An 18,053-nucleotide genomic window follows, 5' to 3' on the forward strand; every position below is an offset into this window, starting at 1 on the left:
TGAGGTTCAGACGATCATTCGTCGGCAAAAGTGACGGGCTGCCAATGGTCGAAACACTCATAGGTGATGCCGACGATTTCGCCGGCATCGCTGCCCGGCCTGTCGCGGTATTTTGCCACTGAGCGGACCAGCCTGTAGTCCGCTTCGTTCCTGACGCGATAGATATTCTGGTAGCCGATCCGCTGCGAACTCGACCGCTCGAAGGTCTCCATCAGGATGGCAAGGTCTTCGGGATGAATCTTCGAGGTGACCTCGATCAGGTTCATCGGGCCTTCGGTGAATGGCATGTCAAAGATGTCGAAGATTTCCTGCGAGGCAAAAAACAGGCCTGAATCGAGATCGAGACGCCAGAAGCCGAAACGGCGGAAGGCTGTGACGAGTTCGATGATTTCCGTTTCGGAAAGCCCCAGGCGCTTTCGCTCTTCTTCATTGATTGCAGCGGCGAAGAGATCAGTATGCGTTGGCAAGCGCCTCTCCCAAGACGGCAGTTTATGTAATGAGCTTCAGCCTGATGGCTTTGGCGACCAGCTGCGTTCTGTTGACACAATCCAGTTTTTTGATGGCATTGTTCAGGTATGCGTTGACCGTGTGATCGGAGAGGGAAAGTATCTGTCCTATCTCCACCGAGGTCTTTCCTTGCGCCGTCCAGCGCACGACTTCCAGTTCGCGCTCGGTCAGGATCTGGCCCTTGGCATTTTCGCGGCGGCGCAGCTCGTTGTAGCTTTCGATCGCCTGCAGTGACAGCATGGCGAGTTCGTTGATTTCCGATTGGCTCGGTCGTGAGCGGTTTCCATCATAGCGTATGACAAGCCGCTGGCCGTCCAGCCCGGTCACGGAAAACAGAACGCCCATCGAAAGATCGAAGCGGCTGGACAGGGACAGCATGACGGCCGAAGGCTGCCGGCCCGGGCGTTCGAAGGCCTCGGTGATGGACCAGAACTGCGGCATCAGCGAGGTCTTCAGCTTGGCGACTGCGGCGCATTCCCGCAAAAGATGGTGCCGGTCGTATTCCTGCACGAGCTGCTGCGGCAGCGTCGTCTCCAGGATGAGCGGCGCGAGCAGCATATCGGCAGGTACCGGCGTCTTCAGGATCGTCACATGGGAAAAACCGAACGCCATTCGCACGCGGCTCATGGCATCCATGAAGGCAACGCGGGATTCGGCCGATGAAAGTTCGGCGCTCAGCAGCAACTGTCGTTCAACAGAAATCATTCAAAAATTTCGGATTGTCGATGAAGAGGCAATGTTACCGCTAACAGATAAACGAATCGCCGTGCAAAGCTAGGGCTTTTTTTAGGACGATACGGTTACCTGGCCGTTTGATCGGCAGGGGTGGCTCCCGGAGCCCGGGCCGCGACGCAAGATGGCGTCGGCTCGCCGGGGCTTGCCGCAGTCTCTGCCCAAACCGTCTCCCGTTCAGTCCTTGGCGGTATCCTTACCCTTGCTCATCAGCCGCTCCAGGAAACCGAGCATCACCGCCGAGACGACGAAGGCGAGGTGGATCAGCGTGAACCACATCAGCTTGGCATTGTCGTACTGGGCGGCGTTGAGGAAGATCTGCAGCAGATGGATGGAGGAGATGGCGACGATCGACGAAGCGACCTTGATCTTCAGGCTGCCGGCATCGAGCTTGCCGAGGAACGAAACCTCCTGTTCGCCTTCGTCGAAACGGCTGACGAAATTTTCATAGCCGGAAATCATCACCATAACGATCAGGCTGGCAACGAGGGCCGCGTCGATAAGGCCGAGCATGGCGAGGATCATGTCCGCTTCGTCGTAGATGAAGACGTTCTTGGCAACCTTCAGGAACTTGTAGCCGAAGGAGAGCGCATAGACGGCGAGCGCAGCAACCAGTCCGAGGTAAAAGACCACGAGAATCCAGCGGCTCGAAAGAATGATCCGTTCGACGAGCAGCTCCAGCGATTTCATCAGTCTCTCCATGCGGTTTTGACGCGGTTCAAATAAGCGGCGATGCATCCTGCTGCAAGCCGCATTCCTTGCAATCCGGCTTCTTCTTAGCATCGCTCTTTCCGCACTGCACCTTGATTTTGCTGTGCAAAATGCATGTCCCTGTCTTCGTTTCGAAGTGAAGATCGTGCAAATGGATAAGTAAATGTCGCAATCAGGAAATTCCGTGCCTTGAACCGGCGCGGCATCGGCCTGTGGTCCACGATCTAAATTGGCGGTCCTGCCGGAGAAGCGGGGAAAGAGGGAGAGAGGCATTCATGGCTGAAGTAAAGTCGGACATCGAAATCGCGCGAGCGGCGAACAAGAAGCCCATTCTGGAGGTCGGAGCCGGCCTCGGCATCGGGCCGGAGCATCTGTTGCCCTACGGTCATGACAAGGCGAAAGTCAGCGCCGAGTTCATCGCCGCCCAGAAGGGCAAGCCGAACGGCAAGCTGATCCTGGTGACCGCCATCAATCCGACGCCGGCCGGCGAGGGCAAGACGACGACCACCGTCGGGCTGGGCGACGGCCTCAACCGCATCGGCAAGAAGGCGATCATCTGCATTCGCGAAGCGTCGCTCGGTCCGTGCTTCGGCGTCAAGGGCGGGGCGGCCGGCGGCGGTTATGCGCAGGTCGTGCCGATGGAGGACATCAACCTGCACTTCACCGGCGATTTCCACGCCATCACCTCGGCGCACAATCTTCTCGCCGCGCTGATCGACAACCACATCTACTGGGGTAATGAGCAGAATATCGACGTGCGCCGCATCGCCTGGCGGCGGGTGATGGACATGAACGACCGGGCATTGCGCGAAATCGTCTGTTCGCTCGGCGGCGTCGCCAACGGTTATCCGCGCGAAACCGGTTTCGACATCACCGTGGCCTCAGAGGTCATGGCGATCCTCTGTCTCGCCTCCGACCTTGCCAACCTGGAGGAGCGGCTGGGCAACGTCATCGTCGGTTACCGCCGCGACAAGTCGCCGGTGTTTGCCCGCGACCTCAAGGCGCACCGGCCGATGGCGGTGTTGCTCAAGGATGCGATGCAGCCCAATCTGGTGCAGACGCTGGAAAACAATCCGGCCTTCGTGCATGGTGGCCCCTTCGCCAACATTGCCCATGGCTGCAATTCGGTGATCGCGACGACGACGGCGCTGAAGCTTGCGGATTACGTCGTGACGGAAGCCGGGTTCGGTGCCGATCTCGGCGCGGAAAAATTCTTCGACATCAAATGCCGCAAGGCGGGGCTGAAGCCGGATGCAGCGGTGATCGTCGCCACGGTGCGGGCGCTGAAGATGAACGGTGGGGTCAAGAAGGAGGATCTCGGCCGCGAGAATCTCGACGCCGTGCAGAAGGGGTTTGCCAACCTGGCGCGGCATATCGAAAACGTCAAAACCTTCGGCGTGCCGGTGATCGTGGCGATCAACCATTTCATTTCGGATACGGATGCGGAAATTGCCGCCGTGCAGTCCTTTGCTGCCTCGCATGGGGTGGAGGCGGTGCTTTGCCGCCACTGGGCCGAAGGTTCCGCCGGCATCGAGGCGCTGGCACACAAGGTGGTAGAGCTCGCTGAATCCGGGCAGTCGCAGTTCTCGCCGCTCTATCCCGACGGCATGTCGCTGTTCAACAAGATCGAAACCATCGCCCACAGCATCTACCGGGCGGGCGAAGTGACGGCCGACAAGGCGGTGCGCGACCAGTTGCGCGTCTGGGAGGAGCAGGGCTACGGCCACCTGCCGATCTGCATGGCCAAGACGCAATATTCCTTCTCCACCGATCCCAACCTGCGCGGCGCGCCGGAAGGCCATGTGGTGACGATCCGCGAGGTCAGGTTGTCGGCCGGCGCCGGTTTCGTGGTGGTCATCACCGGCGAGATCATGACGATGCCGGGCCTGCCGAAGGTTCCGTCTTCGGAGAAGATTTTCCTCAACGAACAGGGGTACATCGAGGGGCTGTTCTGACGGGATCGCTTGCCGATCGCGCTGCGGAAAAAGGCACGCCGAAGCCGGTTCGACACTGGTTTCGGCGCTTTTGGTTAATCGCTCTTTAATTGTTGTACGCCAGAGTACGGAAATCACTTCTTGATCCATCAAAGGGGAAAATCATGGTGGGATCGATTTCCAGTACGTCACTTCTGTCTTCAGCCGGCAGCACGGTATCCAGCACGGCGAGCACCAAGGCGCAGAAAGCCGAGATCCAGGCGCAGATTTCGGCAAAGCAGACCGAGCTTTCCGAAGCCAAGGACGAATCCGCGAAGACCGATATCAACAAGGAGATTGCGGCGCTGAAGGCGCAGCTGGCCGCGCTTGAGGCCGCCGAAAGCAGCCAGTCGAACCAGAAGGAAACGCGGGCGCAGGCAAAGACGGAAACGGAGCCTTCAAAGATCGGCACCCGCAATTTCGAGGATGGCGATCCCTTCGGCGATCGTACGCTTTACGTCTGAGGCGCGGTGCCGCGGGCGAAAATGGCAATGCAGCGCTTCAGGTGCTGACTGCGGATTTCCGGCGTCATCCAATCCCGGCCCTTTGGGCCGGGCGCGCCGCGTCCGCCGAAAATCATATCCATGAGGATGCGCGCGCCGCTCAGGGGATCGTCGATTTCCAGGCGGCCGAGGCCGCGTTGGATCGTCAGCCATTCGGCAAGATCCGTCAATGAGCGCATCAGCCCGTCACGGTAGAGCACTTCGCCGATTTCGGGAAAACGGTCGGCTTCCTGCATCACCATATGGATGAAGGCCGAACGCTTGCGCTCGATTTCGTCGCTGATGTCGAGGAGGAAGATGCGCTCCAGCGTCTCGGTGATCGGCAGTCGTTCCTCGGCCGGGCGTGGCAGGTCGAGCATCATCTGCCGGTGGGCGGCGACGGCAGCAACAAAAAGCTCCGCCTTGCTGGGGAAGAAGGCATAAAGCGTCTGCTTGGAGATCCGGCAACGGGCAGCGACCTCGTCGGTGGTCGTGCCGGAGTAGCCGCGCTCGATGAAGGTTTCAAGCGCCGCAGCGATGATCATCCTCCGCCGGTCGGCATCCGGCATCGCCTTGCGGCGGCCTGGCCCACGCGGACGCTCCGCCGTCGGCTCCTGTTCATTCTTCGACATGCCGATGCCATAGCATGCCTGCAGCCTCCGGCAAGATTGAAACGGTTTTCCTCACCGGCAGTAACGGTAACCGCCCCTGCGCTGCAGCACGTCGAGGTGCAGGTGGTTTTCATGCGCCGCATCGCTTTCCGGGTCGAGCACGGTGGTGAAGTACAGGCAGGCGGTGGACGTGACACTGCGCTGAAAAGCCCCCGAAAACGTCGAATCCTCCCGCCGCGGCTTGATCTCCACGGTCTTTCCGCTCTTGAAGGTGAACGAGGCGATGTCGACCGCGTTGCCGCGGGCATGTTCGGAAATTTTTCCCGTCTCGGCGTTGTTGCGCAGTCGGCAGATGTAGGCGGAGGCCTGATTGAGGCTGGCAATCGCATCGCCGGCGAAGGCAACACCCGCGGCCGGCAGCACCGCCTCCTTTGTCCAACGCGCCAGCGCCAGCGCCGTCGGGCAACGCAACTTGCCCTCGGGCTTCAGCGCAACGCCCGGCTGAATGGCGGCCACCAGCAAGGGTTTGTCGATGCCGCATCCCTTGCCTTCGTCCAGCCGTTCGGCCGGCTTGAAGGTAACGCCGAGCTTTTCCAGTTCCGCGAGGCAGGCGGCATGGTCTTCCGTCGTTTCCGGTTCCACCTTCAGGTCCTCGGCCGGCGGTGTTGCCACACTGCCCGCATCGTCCTTGCCCTTTTTGTCCTCGCTCTTTTGGGTCTGCTTGTCCTGTCCCTGGACACTGTCCTTCGGCTGGACGGTTTCCTCGCCCTTCTTTTCCTTGCGTGGATCGGTATGAGGCAGGGGACCCTGCAAGGGTAGGCTTTGGCCGCCGAGAATGGCCAGGGAGAGGCAGGCGGCAAGCAGCTTGGCTTTTCTCATGCGTTCCTTCCGGTTTCGACTGCCTGTGGAACAGGCCTCCCGGGAGGAACGCGAATGGGCCGGATTCGTTGCAATTTCGCAACGTGATCGCAGGACCTTTAAGGTGACTGGCAGAGTCCGCTTTAATTTATTGACAACCAAAGTCATGTTTTTTATGCGACATAAATAAGGCAGCGAAAATTCGCCGTACTTAAAGTTATTGAGATGCCTAGCCAGCCCATTGAGCGCTTTGTCGCCCGACCAGCCAGCCCGGTGATTTACATCGAAAGGAAATGGTCCATGGTGTTCCGGCAAGCTCGGTCGGTACTTTTGACGTGCACGGCGATTGCTGTTCTGGCGGTTGCGCCAGGGGCTTTTGCGCAAGACGCTGCTTCCGACGCGGCAACCAATTCAGACGGCACGACGCTGAAGAAGATCGTTGTTACCAAGGGCGGCCGTGCGCAGGGCACCGGCGCCACGGACACGCCTCTCGCTTCGGAAACGACATCCGCCGAAATCGAGCAGAAGCAGATTAGCAGCATCGAAGATCTCGGCCGCAGCGCCGAGCCGGGCGTCAGCTTCAACCGCAGCACCGGCGCGATCAACATTCGCGGCCTGGAAGGCAGCCGTGTCCTGACAACGGTGGACGGCATCCCGCTGACCTACCTCTCGGATGCCACGCGTGATGCCAAGGGCGGTGTCGATACCTTCGACTTTTCCTCGCTCTCGGCCGTCGATGTCGTTCGCGGCGCGGACTCGAGCCGTGGCGGTCAGGGTGCACTGGGCGGCATCTTCGCCATCCGCACCCTGGAGCCGGAAGACCTGATCAGCGAAGGCAAGGATTGGGGCGCGGTCGTCAAGTTCGCCTATGACGGTTCCGACAACAGCTACAGCCCGTCGGCAGCGGTCGCCAAGCGCATCAACGGCACCTCGGTGCTGTTCCAGGGTGGCTACAAGTGGGGTGACGAACGGGACAACCAGGGTTCGGTCAACAGCTACGGCACGACCCGCACCAAGGCGAACCCGGCTGACTACGACCAGCACAACCTGCTGTTCAAGCTGCGCCAGGAGCTGGCCGGCGGCCACACGATCGGCGTGACTGCCGAGAGCTTCCGTCGCCAGCGCGACATCGATACCCGCACGACGCAGACGCTGACCGGCAACTATCGCCCGGGCAACCATACCTCGATCGACGATACGGAGCGCGATCGCGTTTCGCTCGATTACCGTTACCGTTCCGAAAGCGCCGACAGCTTCATCGATTCGGCCGATGCAGCGCTCTACTGGATGCAGCAGCGCCGCATCAACGGCTACAACGCCTATCGTTTCACCTCCGTGGTCGGTCCGATCACCCGCGAGAACGATTACGAGGAAGACAGCTTCGGCCTGATCGGTTCTGCCGAGAAGAACTTCACCACCGGTAATTTCAATCACCGCGTGACGTTCGGCTGGGATCTGGCTCGCATCACCAGCGAGCAGTATTCGTCGGGTATCGACAACTGCCGCGCACCCTATACGGGCGCCTACACCGCCTGCGCCAACCTGCACACCAACCAGGCGGACACGCCGAAGGTTGAGAGCAATCGCATTGGCTTCTTCCTCGACGACGAAATCGCCCTCGGTGAAAGCCACTTCTTCCTGACGCCGGGCGTTCGTTTCGACTGGATCGAGCATAACCCGAAGATGACGGACGCCTTCGATCGCAACGCGACCAACCCGGCTCTGCCGGATTCGTTCAGCGATACGGCAATCTCGCCGAAGCTGCGTCTCGCCTACGAGCCGCATGACGGCCTGGAAATCTACGGCCAGTGGGCCATGGGCTTCCGCGCACCGACGGCCGGCGAACTTTATGCCTCCTTCGGCGGTCCGGGCACCTACCTGCGTGTCGGCAATCCTGGACTCGAATCCGAAACCAGCAACGGTTTCGAAATCGGCGCCAACATCGGCGATGACGATTTCGGCGGTCGTATCAACCTGTTCTATAACCGCTACAAGAACTTCATCGATACGCGCAGCCTGTCTGCGGCCGAAGCTGCGGCTTCCGGCTATGACATCACCCAGTATCCGCAGGGTGGCATCACGCAGAACATCAACCTCGATCGCGCCCGCATCTTCGGTGTCGAACTGGGTGCCCACAAGCGTTTCGAAAATGGCTTCAGCGTTCGCACGGCACTCGCTTATGCCAACGGCAAGGATCTCGACAGCGGCAACTTCCTGCAGTCGGTTGCGCCGCTCAAGGGCGTGATCGGCGTTGCTTACGACACCGAACAGTGGGGCGTTGCGCTCGACTGGATCGGCTCTGCCGCCGGTCGCGGCCAGTCGACCGCCACCTACTTCAAGACGCCTGCCTACGGCATCGTCGACCTGACGGCATGGTATGCGCCGGAACAGATCAAGGGCCTGAAGATCAACGCAGGTATCTATAACCTGTTCGACAAGACCTATTACGACTATGCCAACGCCCGTACGGGCCGTACGCAGCCGGCGGAGTATTATTCCGAGCCGGGTCGTTACTTCAAACTCTCCATCACGCAGCGTTTCTAAGCGTTGCAGGCGCCAATCACGGCGGGGGCGGTGGACGAAGGGGCGGTGCTTTTGGCGCCGCCCTTTCTCATGAAGAAGACCTCTTGCGCAGGCCGCAAACTCGGGTTAACAATTTTGCCATGAACAAGACCTTGAACATTGCAAACTGGTGGTGGGCACGCTGAAGCGGCCTCGACCAGTCATGTCCAAGGACAACGACCAAGCCGCCCGGAAACTGCCAGGCGGCTTTTTTGTTTCAAGCCGCCTGCCGAACGGGCCTCGATGAAGAGAGAGGAACTATGGTAACGATTATTCGGGATGACGGCTCGGAGACCTACGAGACCAAGGGCGGCATCGCCGTGACGCGCCAGCGCCGGCCGACGCCTTATGCGGACGCCGTCTCCAGCTATGTCGACCGGCTCGACGAGCGCCGCGGTGCTGTTTTCTCCTCCAACTACGAATATCCCGGCCGCTACACCCGCTGGGACACGGCCGTCATCGACCCACCGCTCGGCATCTCCTCCTTCGGCCGTCATGTCTGGATCGAAGCGTTCAACGGACGCGGCGAGGTGCTTCTGACCTTCGTCACCGAAAAGCTGAAGACGGTGGCGGAACTGACGCTCGGCGCCGCTACGTCCCGGCGCCTCGACCTGACGGTCAACCTGCCCGACCGTGTCTTCACCGAAGAAGAACGCTCGAAGATGCCGACCATCTTCACCGTGCTGCGTGCCGTCACCGACCTGTTCTTCTCCGAAGCCGATGCCAGCCTCGGCCTCTACGGTGCCTTCGGCTACGACATCGCCTTCCAGTTCGACGCCATCGACCTGAAGCTCGAGCGTCCCGCCGACCAGCGCGACATGGTGCTTTATCTGCCAGACGAAATCCTGGTGGTCGACAACTATTCCGCCAAGGCGTGGATCGATCGCTACGATTTCGAAAAGGACGGCCTCAGCACCTTCGGCAAGGCCGACGACATCGTCTGCGATCCCTTCCGCACCACCGACACCATCCCGCCGCATGGTGACCACCGGCCTGGCGAATATGCCGAACTCGTCGTCAAGGCCAAGGAAAGTTTTCGCAAGGGCGATCTCTTTGAAGTTGTGCCCGGCCAGAAATTCATGGAGCGCTGCGACAGCAAGCCGTCCGACATTTCCAAGCGGCTGAAGGCGATCAACCCGTCGCCCTATTCCTTCTTCATCAATCTCGGCAACCAGGAATATCTCGTCGGCGCCTCGCCGGAAATGTTTGTGCGCGTGTCGGGCCGCCGCATCGAGACTTGCCCGATTTCCGGCACCATCAAGCGCGGCGAGGACCCGATCGCCGATTCCGAGCAGATCCTCAAGCTCCTCAATTCCAAGAAAGACGAGTCCGAGCTCACCATGTGCTCCGACGTCGACCGCAACGACAAGTCGCGCGTCTGCGAACCCGGGTCGGTCAAGGTCATCGGCCGCCGGCAGATCGAGATGTATTCGCGCCTCATCCATACGGTCGACCACATCGAGGGCCGCCTGCGCGCCGATATGGACGCCTTCGACGGTTTCCTCAGCCACGCCTGGGCCGTCACCGTCACCGGGGCGCCAAAACTGTGGGCGATGCGCTTCATCGAGGCGCATGAAAAGAGCCCGCGCGCCTGGTATGGCGGGGCGATCGGCATGGTCGGCTTCAACGGCGACATGAACACCGGCCTGACGCTGCGCACCGTGCGCATCAAGGACGGCATTGCCGAGGTGCGCGCCGGCGCGACGCTGCTCAACGACAGCGATGCGCATGAAGAAGAAGCAGAAACCGAACTGAAGGCCTCCGCCATGCTCGCCGCCATTCGCGACGCCAAATCCGGCAATGCCCAGAAAGCCTCGCGCGACGTCGCGGCCGTCGGCAAGGATATCAACATCCTGCTGGTCGACCACGAGGACAGTTTCGTCCATACGCTGGCCAATTATTTCCGCCAGACGGGTGCCACCGTCTCGACGGTGCGCACGCCTGTGGCCGAAGAGGTGTTCGACCGGCTGAAGCCCGATCTCGTCGTCCTGTCGCCCGGACCGGGAAACCCGAAGGATTTCGATTGCAAGGCGACGATCAAGAAGGCGCGGGCGCGCGACTTGCCGATCTTCGGCGTCTGCCTCGGCTTGCAGGCGATCGCGGAAGCCTATGGTGGCGAACTGCGCCACCTGGCGGTGCCGATGCACGGCAAGCCGTCACGCATCCGGGTGCTGGAGCCGGGCCTCGTCTTCTCCGGCCTCGGCAAGGAAGTGACGGTCGGCCGCTACCACTCGATCTTTGCCGATCCCTCGACCCTGCCACGTGATTTCATCATCACCGCCGAAAGCGAAGACGGCACGATCATGGGCATCGAACACGCCAAGGAGCCGATTGCCGCCGTGCAGTTCCACCCGGAATCGATCATGACGCTTGGCGGCGACGCCGGTATGCGGATGATCGAGAATGTCGTGGCGCATCTGGCGCGGCGGGCGAAGACCAAGGCGGCTTGATAGACCGCCCTCAGGTTTCTGGCAAAGTCGGAAAGCCTCTCCGGCGTCATCCTCGGGCTTGTCCCGAGGATCTGCCTGCGTTCCCAAGTCATTGACGATAAAGTTATGTGCTTGGATCCTCGGGACAAGCCCGAGGATGACGTCGGCGAGAGAAGGCCGGCGTCTCGACAAACAAAAAAGGCGGCCCGATGGGACCGCCTTTCAACAACGTCAAGCAGAAGAACTCGCTCAGATATCAGCCTGAGAGTTGATAATGCGCGAGACGAGGCCGTAGCCCTTGGCTTCTTCGGCAGAGAGCCAGTAATCGCGATCCGTGTCCTTGGCGATCTTTTCGATCGGCTGGCCGGTGGCATCGGCGAAGATGCGGTTCAGGCGCTCGTTCATCTTGATGATTTCGCGGGCCTGGATCTCGATGTCGGATGCCATGCCGCGGGTGCCGCCCGACGGTTGATGAAGCAGGAAGCGGGTGTTCGGCAGGCAAAGGCGCTGTTCCTTGGGAACGCTGACATAGATCAGCGCGCCGGCGGAGGCGACCCAGCCCGTGCCGATGATCCAGACCTTCGGCTTCACGAACTTGATCATGTCATGGATGGAATCGCCCGATTCCACATGGCCACCCGGCGAGGACACGAAGATGCGGATGTCCTCGTCGCTGGCAGCGGCCAGCGCCACGAGCTGCGAGCACACCTTCTGCGCCAGTTCCTGGGTGATGCCGCCGTAGATGAAAATGGACCGCGACTTGAAAAGGTTGGCTTCCGCTTCCTTGCCCAAAGGCGTTTCTGTCTTCTTGTCGTCTTCGTCGCTCATGCGCGCATCTCCAGCGTGAATTTCGTCTCTTCCGCACATAGTGCTATTCGATGCGTAAAACAATGCGCGAAAAAGACAAGCGGGAGAACAGGTGAAGAAAGTCTTCCCGGCCGCAAATGCCGCAGTTTTCCGATGGGCATCGGCGTGACGAGCAGCTCCTGTCAGGTCTCCTTGACCTTGACGCGCACGCCATGCGCCTTTTCACTTTCCGGCTCGACATGGATGACCACGCGGGCACCCGGATGGGCCGTCTTGATGGCGTCTTCCAGCCGGTCGCAGATATCATGCGCTTCGCTGACGGACATCGTGCTGGGCACGACGATGTCGAAAGCGACGAAGGTTACCGCGCCGGCGCGGCGTGTGCGCAGATAATGCACGCCGAGCGAGCCGGCGGCGTTGGCGCTGATTGCCTCCTTGATCACCTTTTCCTCGTCGAGTTCCACGGCCTTGTCCATCAACCCGTCGATGGAATGGGAAATCACCTTCCAGCCCTGGAAGAGGATGTTCAGCGAAACGAGGATGGCGAGCGCGGGATCGAGGATCGCATACCCGGTCACCAGCGCCAGTACCAGGCCGATGAGCACACCCACCGACGTCACGACATCGGAGTTGATGTGGTGGCCGTCGGCCGTCAGCGCCGGAGACCTGTATTTCTTGCCGGCGCGGATCAGCAGATATGCCCAGGCGGCGTTGATGGCGGCGGCCAGCATGTTGATGCCGAGGCCGAGCGCCGGTGCTTCCGGCAGGCGGGGCGTCCACAGATGCGGGATCGCCTCCTGCACGATCATCAGCGCCGCAACGACGATCAGCACGCCCTCCACCACCGCGGAGAGATATTCCGCCTTGTGATGGCCGTAGGGGTGGTCCTCGTCGGCCGGCTTCTGCGCATAGCGGATGACGAAGAAGGCGATGAAGGCGGCGACGACATTGACCGTCGATTCCAGCGCATCGGACAACAGCGCCACCGAGCCGGTGAACCACCAGGCCAGGAGCTTGAGGCCCATGACGCCGAAGGACAGCGGAATGCCCCAGAAGGCGAGGCGCCGGACGATCGTGTTTCCGTGATTGCTCATCGGTTTTCCCATGCAGATGCCAATGAATTGCAGAAAAAAGGACCCTAGAACGGCAAAACCGTCCGCGCGAATTTCGCGCGGACGGTTTTGGTTCTCCTGGCGGCCTTTTGACCTGTTGCGGCTTGTTTAGCGAGGAATTTCGCCGAAGGCAATTGATGTTTTCGTGACATGGTAAAGAGCGGATGGAATGCCCAAAGCCTGTGCAGACTGGGTGTTTGCAACGCATTTCCGGTCTGTTTTTCCGCAATTAATCCGGGTTCGGCGCGCATTTGCCGGCGGGCGAGCCTTGCCTTTGACCGCCGGCTGATGCTCCATGACCTGCCGTGCAGCCAAGAGTCCCGCCATGTTGAAAGATTTTTCCGTCCAGAGTTTCTTTATGGGGTGCCTGACGGCATTCGTCGGCTTCGCCAGTTCCTTCGCCGTCGTGCTCCAGGGGCTGAAGGCGGTTGGCGCGACGGATATCGAAGCGGGCTCCGGCCTGATGGCGCTGTCGATTTCCATGGGCCTTTGCGCCATCGTGCTCAGCATCGCGACGCGGCTGCCGGTCAGCATCGCCTGGTCGACGCCGGGCGCGGCGCTGCTGGCGACGTCAGGCGCGGTTGCCGGCGGATTTCCCACCGCCGTGGGTGCCTTTATCGTCTGCGCCTTGCTGATCATCGTCGCCGGGCTGTTCAAGCCGCTTGGCCGCGCCGTCGCCGCTATTCCCGCGCCGCTTGCCAATGCCATGCTCTCGGGGGTGATCATCGGCCTCTGCTTTGCGCCGGTAAAGGCGATTGCCTTCAATCCGCTGCTCGGCCTGCCGATCGTCATCGCCTGGATCGTCGTCGGCGCCTTCAAGCGGTTGTTTGCCGTGCCGGCCGCCCTTTTGGCCTTCGTGCTGGTTTTGGTCTTCGGTGTCGACATTCCGCCGGAAGCGCTGGCCGCCTGGAGCCAGTCACTGGTGCCGCCGGTTGAGTTCGTGATGCCGGTTTTCACCCTCGCCGGACTGGTTTCGATTGCCCTGCCGCTGTTCATCGTCACCATGGCCTCGCAGAATATTCCCGGTATAGCGGTGTTGAAGGTCAACAATTACGAACCGGTGCCGGGACCGCTTTTTGCCGTCACCGGCCTGTTCTCGTTGCTCAGCGCCCCCTTCGGCGGCCATGCCGTCAATCTGGCGGCGATCACGGCGGCGATGTGCGCCGGCACCGATGCCCACGCCGATCCGAAGCGCCGTTATTGGGCGGCGATCATCGGTGGGGTGGGGTATGTGATCCTGGGCCTGCTTGCCGGCGCCGTCACCACCTTCGTGGCGCTGGCTCCACCGGTGCTCATCCAGGCAGTCGCCGGGCTGGCGCTGGTCGGCGCCTTCTCCGGCTCGGCCGTTGCCGCCTTCAAGGAGCCGGAAACCCGCGAAGCTGCCGCCATCACCTTCCTCGTCACCGCCTCGGGCGTCTCGTTTGCCGGCATATCCGGCGCCTTCTGGGGCCTTTTGGGCGGCGGGGCAATGATGGCGCTGCAGCGGTTCGTGCCGCGCGGATAAACCTGTTCGTCTGGCAATGACAAGGCAACGGCAGGTGTTGCCTTGTCGCGACAGGCGCCGGCGAGGTGAGGGCATTCGAACAACCGCACTTGCCTCTCGCAACCGATGCCGGTATACATCCGTCCATGAACACCGTTGGCGCAATCACGTCTGACCGATTTGCGGCTCGCTGCTTTGCAGCCAGCGCGTCGGCGTCTGCGCTTTCCTCGCTTCTTCTTCTCGACCTTACGCGCGGTTGCCGGGTCCGTTGAGGAGCGCCCGGCGGCCGATCCCGCCCTGGCGAAGCTCCTCGAAACCTCACCCATATGAATAGATTTGACCCGCATGGTCAGCATTTGCCGTCGCAAAATTGCGACCGATGAGCTAAGAGGCTCGGCAAATGCCGGGAATTGAAGAGATGAAGACGATGGACGCGAAGACCCACTCTCAGAAAAAGGGCATGCCGGAAGCGGCAATCAAGTATCAGGCCTATCCGCAGATCAGCATTCCGGATCGCACCTGGCCCTCGAAGACGATCACCAAGGCGCCGGTATGGTGCTCTGTCGACCTGCGCGACGGCAACCAGTCGCTGGTCAATCCGATGGGCCATGATCGCAAGGCGCGGATGTTCAATCTGTTGCTCGACATGGGTTTCAAGGAAATCGAGATCGGTTTCCCTTCCGCCTCGCAGACCGATTTCGATTTCGCCCGCTGGTGCGTCGAGGAGGCCAACGTGCCCGACGACGTGTCGCTGCAGGTTCTGGTGCAGTGCCGCCCGGAGCTGATCACCCGCACCTTCGAGGCCTTGCAGGGCGCCCGCCAGCCGATCGTGCATTTTTATAACTCGACCAGCGAGTTGCAGCGCCGCGTCGTGTTCGGCAAGGACGTCGCCGGCATCAAGCAGATCGCCGTCGATGCCGCCAAGATGATCACCGACATGGCCGCCAAGGCCGGCGGCGGTTTCCGCTTCCAGTATTCGCCGGAAAGCTTTACCGGCACGGAACTGGAAGTGGCGCTGGAGATCAGCAATGCCGTCATCGAGGTCATCCAGCCGACGCCTGAGAATAAGCTGATCCTCAACCTGCCGTCGACCGTCGAGATGGCGACGCCGAACGTCTATGCCGACCAGATCGAATGGATGTGCCGCCGCATCGACAACCGCGAAAACATCATCGTTTCCGTTCACCCGCACAATGACCGCGGCACCGGCATCGCCGCGACCGAACTGGCGCTGATGGCTGGCGCCGACCGCGTCGAAGGCACGCTGTTCGGCAATGGCGAGCGCACCGGCAATGTCGACGTCGTCACCCTGGCCCTGAACATGTTCACCCAGGGCGTCGATCCGGAGCTGGATTGCTCCGACATCGAGCGCATCAAGTCCGTCTACGAATATTCCAACGAGATGGTCATTCCCGAGCGCCACCCTTACGTCGGCGAACTGGTCTACACTGCCTTCTCCGGCTCGCACCAGGATGCCATTAACAAGGGCATGAAGGCCATCAAGGTGGCCAACAAGTCGTTGTGGGAAGTGCCCTACCTGCCGATCGATCCGCGGGATGTCGGCCGCACCTACGAGGCGATCATCCGCATCAACTCGCAGTCCGGCAAGGGCGGCATCGCCTATATCCTGCAGGAGGATTACGGCCTCAACCTGCCGCGCAACCTGCAGGTGGAGTTCCGCGAGGACATCCAGCGCATCACCGACGAGGAAGGCAAGGAACTGCCCTCCAAGCGCATCCACAGCCGCTTCATGGAGCGTTACGTCGAGCAGCCGAATGCCCGCCTGAAATTCGTCGACCACCACACCTATCCGGTGTCGGAGCAGAAGGGTGTGCGCATCGTCGCGGCCGAAATCACCGACAACGGCGAGACGAAGCGTATCGAAGGGCGCGGCACCGGGCCCATCGACGGCTTCATCAACGCGCTGTCGATCTACCTGAACATCGATCTCTCGGTGGCCGATTACTCCGAGCATTCGATGCAGCACGGCTCGAATGCCGCGGCCATCGCTTATGTCGAAGTGGAATATCCCGGCGGCAAGCTCTTCGGCGCCGGCGTCAACACCAACATCGTCGCCGCGTCGCTGGAAGCGATCGTTTCGGCGGCGAACCGGGTGTTGGAGGAACGCGCGAAAGGCTGATCCATGACCCTGAATGCCGTCATCGCCGGAAACTTCCAGAGGGCCGCGCCATTGGTGCTGCTGCACGGTTTTGGCGGTGGCGCATTCGCCTGGGAGGGGATTGCCGCCAACTTGCAGGGCGACCATCCCGTCATCGCCTACGATCTGCCGGGGCATGGTTCCTCGCTGGATAGCGATTCGATTGGCGGGGCAGGGCGGATGGCGAAGGCGATTCTCGGCGATCTCGACCATCGTGGCGTCAGCCGGTTTCATCTGTGTGGGCATTCGATGGGCGGCGCAGTCGCCGCCCTTATCGCACTGAGAAATCCCGAACGGGTTGCTTCACTTGTTCTCCTGGCGCCTGGCGGTTTCGGGCCGGCGATCAATCATCGTAGCCTCTACCGGTTTGCGGTGGCGGAAACCGAAGCAGCGCTTTCTGCGTCTCTCGAGGCCATGATCGGGTTCAATGCGGTGTTCCCCGCCGAGGCAACCGGCAAGATGCTTGCGGATCGCCACCGGCCGGGCGCTATGGCTGCCCTGCAGGTGGTTTATGCCGCGATGTTCGTGGATGCCCGTGCCGAGCAGAAGAAGCAGGGACGTCTTGCCACGGAAACGCTTGCTGCGCTGAAAATGCCGATCCGCCTTCTGTGGGGCGAGGAGGACAACATCCTGCCCGTGGTGCAGGCGGAAGACCTGCCGGGCAATGTCCTCGTCTGGCGCCTGCCAGAGGCCGGCCACATGTTGATCGAGGAATGCGCCGAGGACGTTCTGGCCGCGATCCACGCCAATCTCGACGACGCCTATTGACGCTGCTGTCTGCTGCCCTAGTTCAGATCTCGGTGGAAACCTTTTCGGCAATCTTCGTCAGCGTTGCTTCCGACGATGGGCCGACGACGACATAGGCGACCGGACCCTTGTGCCAGGAAACCAGGCCGATATCGTCCTTGATGGTCTCGTCGAAACCGTCTTCCGGGCTGTCGCCGTTCTTCATGAAACAGATGGCGATGATATCGTTTTCCTGGTTGCGGTAGAGCAGTTGCGCCACCGGCTTGCCCTGGGCGACCAGGAGACGGGCACCCTTGAACTCCAGCCCGTCGGAGGCGAGGTCGGGCAGCTTGAAGCCGACGCCGACGCTGTCGGTCAGCCAGCTGACGATGTGATCGGCTTCCGATGGCGGAACTTCGGCGAGATGGCGCTGCTGGCGGGCATAGACCCGGTGATAGGCGGCGATATCGTCAAGCCAGGATCTTTGCAGCGGCGCCTGCGCCAACTGAACCGGGACATCAGGCACGAAGGCCCCGGAACCCAGAAAATAGCCGAGGCCGCCACCGATGACGAACAGGGCGAGAGACGCCGCCACGACCTGGGGCTGCATCAGCATCGAGACAAAACGGGGACGCAAGCCGTGGGTGCGGCTTGCGTTTTGCTGCGGCGGTTCGGTTTTCTTGATCTTGCGGACGATGGCCAGCGGCACCGGTTCCTTCAGAAACTCCTCGAAGGCGACATTGCCGATTTCGGACCCTCGTTTCAGCCGGTCGTAGATCTCACGCGCTTCACCGTTGGTGGCGACCAGGCGTTCCAGTTCGTCCTTCTCGTCATGCTGCACTTCGCCGTCGAGAAGTGCGGAGAGCCGCACATCCAGCGGTAGTTTCCGTAGGTCGTTCATT

General features: G+C 61.1%; 16 protein-coding genes. 7 read left to right on the top strand and 9 right to left on the bottom strand.

The genetic code is table 11. The features are described 5' to 3' along the window. Positions 1–14: 14 nt before the first annotated feature. The 3 genes from ACSQ3I_RS18495 to ACSQ3I_RS18505 form a co-directional block, all read right to left on the bottom strand. On the bottom strand, positions 15–467 hold the full coding sequence (locus ACSQ3I_RS18495) for a diguanylate cyclase (protein WP_436001389.1): 453 nt from the start codon (positions 465–467) through the stop codon (positions 15–17). Positions 468–489: 22 nt separating this feature from the next. After that, positions 490–1,212 (bottom strand): LuxR C-terminal-related transcriptional regulator, encoded by a 723-nt coding sequence (locus tag ACSQ3I_RS18500; protein ID WP_436001391.1) that lies wholly within the window; start codon positions 1,210–1,212, stop codon positions 490–492. A 204-nt stretch (positions 1,213–1,416) separates the two neighbouring features. Continuing rightward, positions 1,417–1,929 (bottom strand): TIGR00645 family protein, encoded by a 513-nt coding sequence (locus ACSQ3I_RS18505; protein WP_436001393.1) that lies wholly within the window; start codon positions 1,927–1,929, stop codon positions 1,417–1,419. A 296-nt stretch (positions 1,930–2,225) separates the two neighbouring features. Here ACSQ3I_RS18505 and ACSQ3I_RS18510 point away from each other — a divergent pair, with 296 nt between their 5' ends. Both ACSQ3I_RS18510 and ACSQ3I_RS18515 read left to right on the top strand, forming a co-directional pair. Further along, positions 2,226–3,905, top strand: coding sequence for a formate--tetrahydrofolate ligase (locus tag ACSQ3I_RS18510; RefSeq protein ID WP_436001395.1), 1,680 nt, complete (start codon positions 2,226–2,228; stop codon positions 3,903–3,905). Positions 3,906–4,048: 143 nt separating this feature from the next. Continuing rightward, entirely contained in the window at positions 4,049–4,387 is a 339-nt protein-coding gene (locus tag ACSQ3I_RS18515) for a hypothetical protein (RefSeq protein ID WP_436001397.1), read from the top strand. Here the strand turns inward: ACSQ3I_RS18515 and ACSQ3I_RS18520 are convergent. Continuing rightward, positions 4,378–5,037 (bottom strand): TetR/AcrR family transcriptional regulator, encoded by a 660-nt coding sequence (locus ACSQ3I_RS18520; RefSeq protein ID WP_436001399.1) that lies wholly within the window; start codon positions 5,035–5,037, stop codon positions 4,378–4,380. The genes ACSQ3I_RS18515 and ACSQ3I_RS18520 overlap by 10 nt on opposite strands. A 51-nt stretch (positions 5,038–5,088) precedes the next feature. Beyond that, positions 5,089–5,895 (bottom strand): extensin-like domain-containing protein, encoded by an 807-nt coding sequence (locus ACSQ3I_RS18525; protein WP_436001401.1) that lies wholly within the window; start codon positions 5,893–5,895, stop codon positions 5,089–5,091. A 279-nt stretch (positions 5,896–6,174) separates the two neighbouring features. On the opposite strand from ACSQ3I_RS18525, the gene ACSQ3I_RS18530 reads away from it, so the two are divergent. Then, positions 6,175–8,418: a TonB-dependent hemoglobin/transferrin/lactoferrin family receptor gene (locus ACSQ3I_RS18530; protein WP_436001403.1), complete on the top strand. Its 2,244-nt coding sequence runs from the start codon at positions 6,175–6,177 to the stop codon at positions 8,416–8,418. Positions 8,419–8,696: 278 nt separating this feature from the next. Next, positions 8,697–10,886, top strand: a complete 2,190-nt coding sequence (locus tag ACSQ3I_RS18535) for an anthranilate synthase (RefSeq protein WP_436001405.1) — start codon at positions 8,697–8,699, stop codon at positions 10,884–10,886. A 228-nt stretch (positions 10,887–11,114) separates the two neighbouring features. Here ACSQ3I_RS18535 and ACSQ3I_RS18540 read toward each other — a convergent pair whose 3' ends face one another. From ACSQ3I_RS18540 to ACSQ3I_RS18550, 3 genes are all read right to left on the bottom strand, one after another. Further along, positions 11,115–11,693 carry an ATP-dependent Clp protease proteolytic subunit gene (locus ACSQ3I_RS18540; RefSeq protein WP_436001407.1) on the bottom strand — a complete coding sequence of 193 codons (579 nt, stop codon included), beginning with the start codon at positions 11,691–11,693 and terminating at the stop codon, positions 11,115–11,117. A 161-nt stretch (positions 11,694–11,854) separates the two neighbouring features. Further along, entirely contained in the window at positions 11,855–12,766 is a 912-nt protein-coding gene (locus ACSQ3I_RS18545) for a cation diffusion facilitator family transporter (RefSeq protein ID WP_436001409.1), read from the bottom strand. A 44-nt stretch (positions 12,767–12,810) separates the two neighbouring features. Further along, positions 12,811–13,035, bottom strand: coding sequence for a hypothetical protein (locus ACSQ3I_RS18550; RefSeq protein ID WP_436001411.1), 225 nt, complete (start codon positions 13,033–13,035; stop codon positions 12,811–12,813). A gap of 74 nt (positions 13,036–13,109) precedes the next feature. Between ACSQ3I_RS18550 and ACSQ3I_RS18555 the strand changes: the two genes are divergently transcribed. The 3 genes from ACSQ3I_RS18555 (at position 13,110) to ACSQ3I_RS18565 (ending at position 17,193) form a co-directional block, all read left to right on the top strand. Further along, on the top strand, positions 13,110–14,288 hold the full coding sequence (locus ACSQ3I_RS18555) for a benzoate/H(+) symporter BenE family transporter (protein WP_436001413.1): 1,179 nt from the start codon (positions 13,110–13,112) through the stop codon (positions 14,286–14,288). 406 nt (positions 14,289–14,694) lie between these two features. Then, positions 14,695–16,407, top strand: a complete 1,713-nt coding sequence (gene leuA / locus ACSQ3I_RS18560) for a 2-isopropylmalate synthase (protein WP_436001577.1) — start codon at positions 14,695–14,697, stop codon at positions 16,405–16,407. A 3-nt stretch (positions 16,408–16,410) separates the two neighbouring features. Then, on the top strand, positions 16,411–17,193 hold the full coding sequence (locus ACSQ3I_RS18565; RefSeq protein WP_436001415.1) for an alpha/beta fold hydrolase: 783 nt from the start codon (positions 16,411–16,413) through the stop codon (positions 17,191–17,193). 22 nt (positions 17,194–17,215) lie between these two features. Here the strand turns inward: ACSQ3I_RS18565 and ACSQ3I_RS18570 are convergent, their stop codons facing one another. Continuing rightward, a complete protein-coding gene (locus ACSQ3I_RS18570; protein WP_436001417.1) occupies positions 17,216–18,052 on the bottom strand; it encodes an anti-sigma factor family protein in 837 nt (278 codons plus the stop codon). Position 18,053 lies beyond the last annotated feature (1 nt).

The organism is Rhizobium sp. LjRoot30 (assembly GCF_964253915.1).
Lineage (GTDB): Bacteria > Pseudomonadota > Alphaproteobacteria > Rhizobiales > Rhizobiaceae > Metarhizobium.

Bases quoted from the DNA above. Each gene is read 5' to 3' on its own strand.
- ACSQ3I_RS18545 (WP_436001409.1), bottom strand. From the start codon at position 12,766: ATGAGCAATCACGGAAACACGATCGTCCGGCGCCTCGCCTTCTGGGGC.
- ACSQ3I_RS18510 (WP_436001395.1), top strand. From the start codon at position 2,226: ATGGCTGAAGTAAAGTCGGACATCGAAATCGCGCGAGCGGCGAACAAG.
- ACSQ3I_RS18520 (WP_436001399.1), bottom strand. From the start codon at position 5,037: ATGTCGAAGAATGAACAGGAGCCGACGGCGGAGCGTCCGCGTGGGCCA.
- ACSQ3I_RS18540 (WP_436001407.1), bottom strand. From the start codon at position 11,693: ATGAGCGACGAAGACGACAAGAAGACAGAAACGCCTTTGGGCAAGGAA.
- ACSQ3I_RS18535 (WP_436001405.1), top strand. From the start codon at position 8,697: ATGGTAACGATTATTCGGGATGACGGCTCGGAGACCTACGAGACCAAG.
- ACSQ3I_RS18515 (WP_436001397.1), top strand. From the start codon at position 4,049: ATGGTGGGATCGATTTCCAGTACGTCACTTCTGTCTTCAGCCGGCAGC.
- ACSQ3I_RS18570 (WP_436001417.1), bottom strand. From the start codon at position 18,052: ATGAACGACCTACGGAAACTACCGCTGGATGTGCGGCTCTCCGCACTT.
- ACSQ3I_RS18530 (WP_436001403.1), top strand. From the start codon at position 6,175: ATGGTGTTCCGGCAAGCTCGGTCGGTACTTTTGACGTGCACGGCGATT.
- leuA (WP_436001577.1), top strand. From the start codon at position 14,695: ATGGACGCGAAGACCCACTCTCAGAAAAAGGGCATGCCGGAAGCGGCA.
- ACSQ3I_RS18525 (WP_436001401.1), bottom strand. From the start codon at position 5,895: ATGAGAAAAGCCAAGCTGCTTGCCGCCTGCCTCTCCCTGGCCATTCTC.
- ACSQ3I_RS18550 (WP_436001411.1), bottom strand. From the start codon at position 13,035: ATGCGCGCCGAACCCGGATTAATTGCGGAAAAACAGACCGGAAATGCG.
- ACSQ3I_RS18505 (WP_436001393.1), bottom strand. From the start codon at position 1,929: ATGAAATCGCTGGAGCTGCTCGTCGAACGGATCATTCTTTCGAGCCGC.
- ACSQ3I_RS18500 (WP_436001391.1), bottom strand. From the start codon at position 1,212: ATGATTTCTGTTGAACGACAGTTGCTGCTGAGCGCCGAACTTTCATCG.
- ACSQ3I_RS18565 (WP_436001415.1), top strand. From the start codon at position 16,411: ATGACCCTGAATGCCGTCATCGCCGGAAACTTCCAGAGGGCCGCGCCA.
- ACSQ3I_RS18555 (WP_436001413.1), top strand. From the start codon at position 13,110: ATGTTGAAAGATTTTTCCGTCCAGAGTTTCTTTATGGGGTGCCTGACG.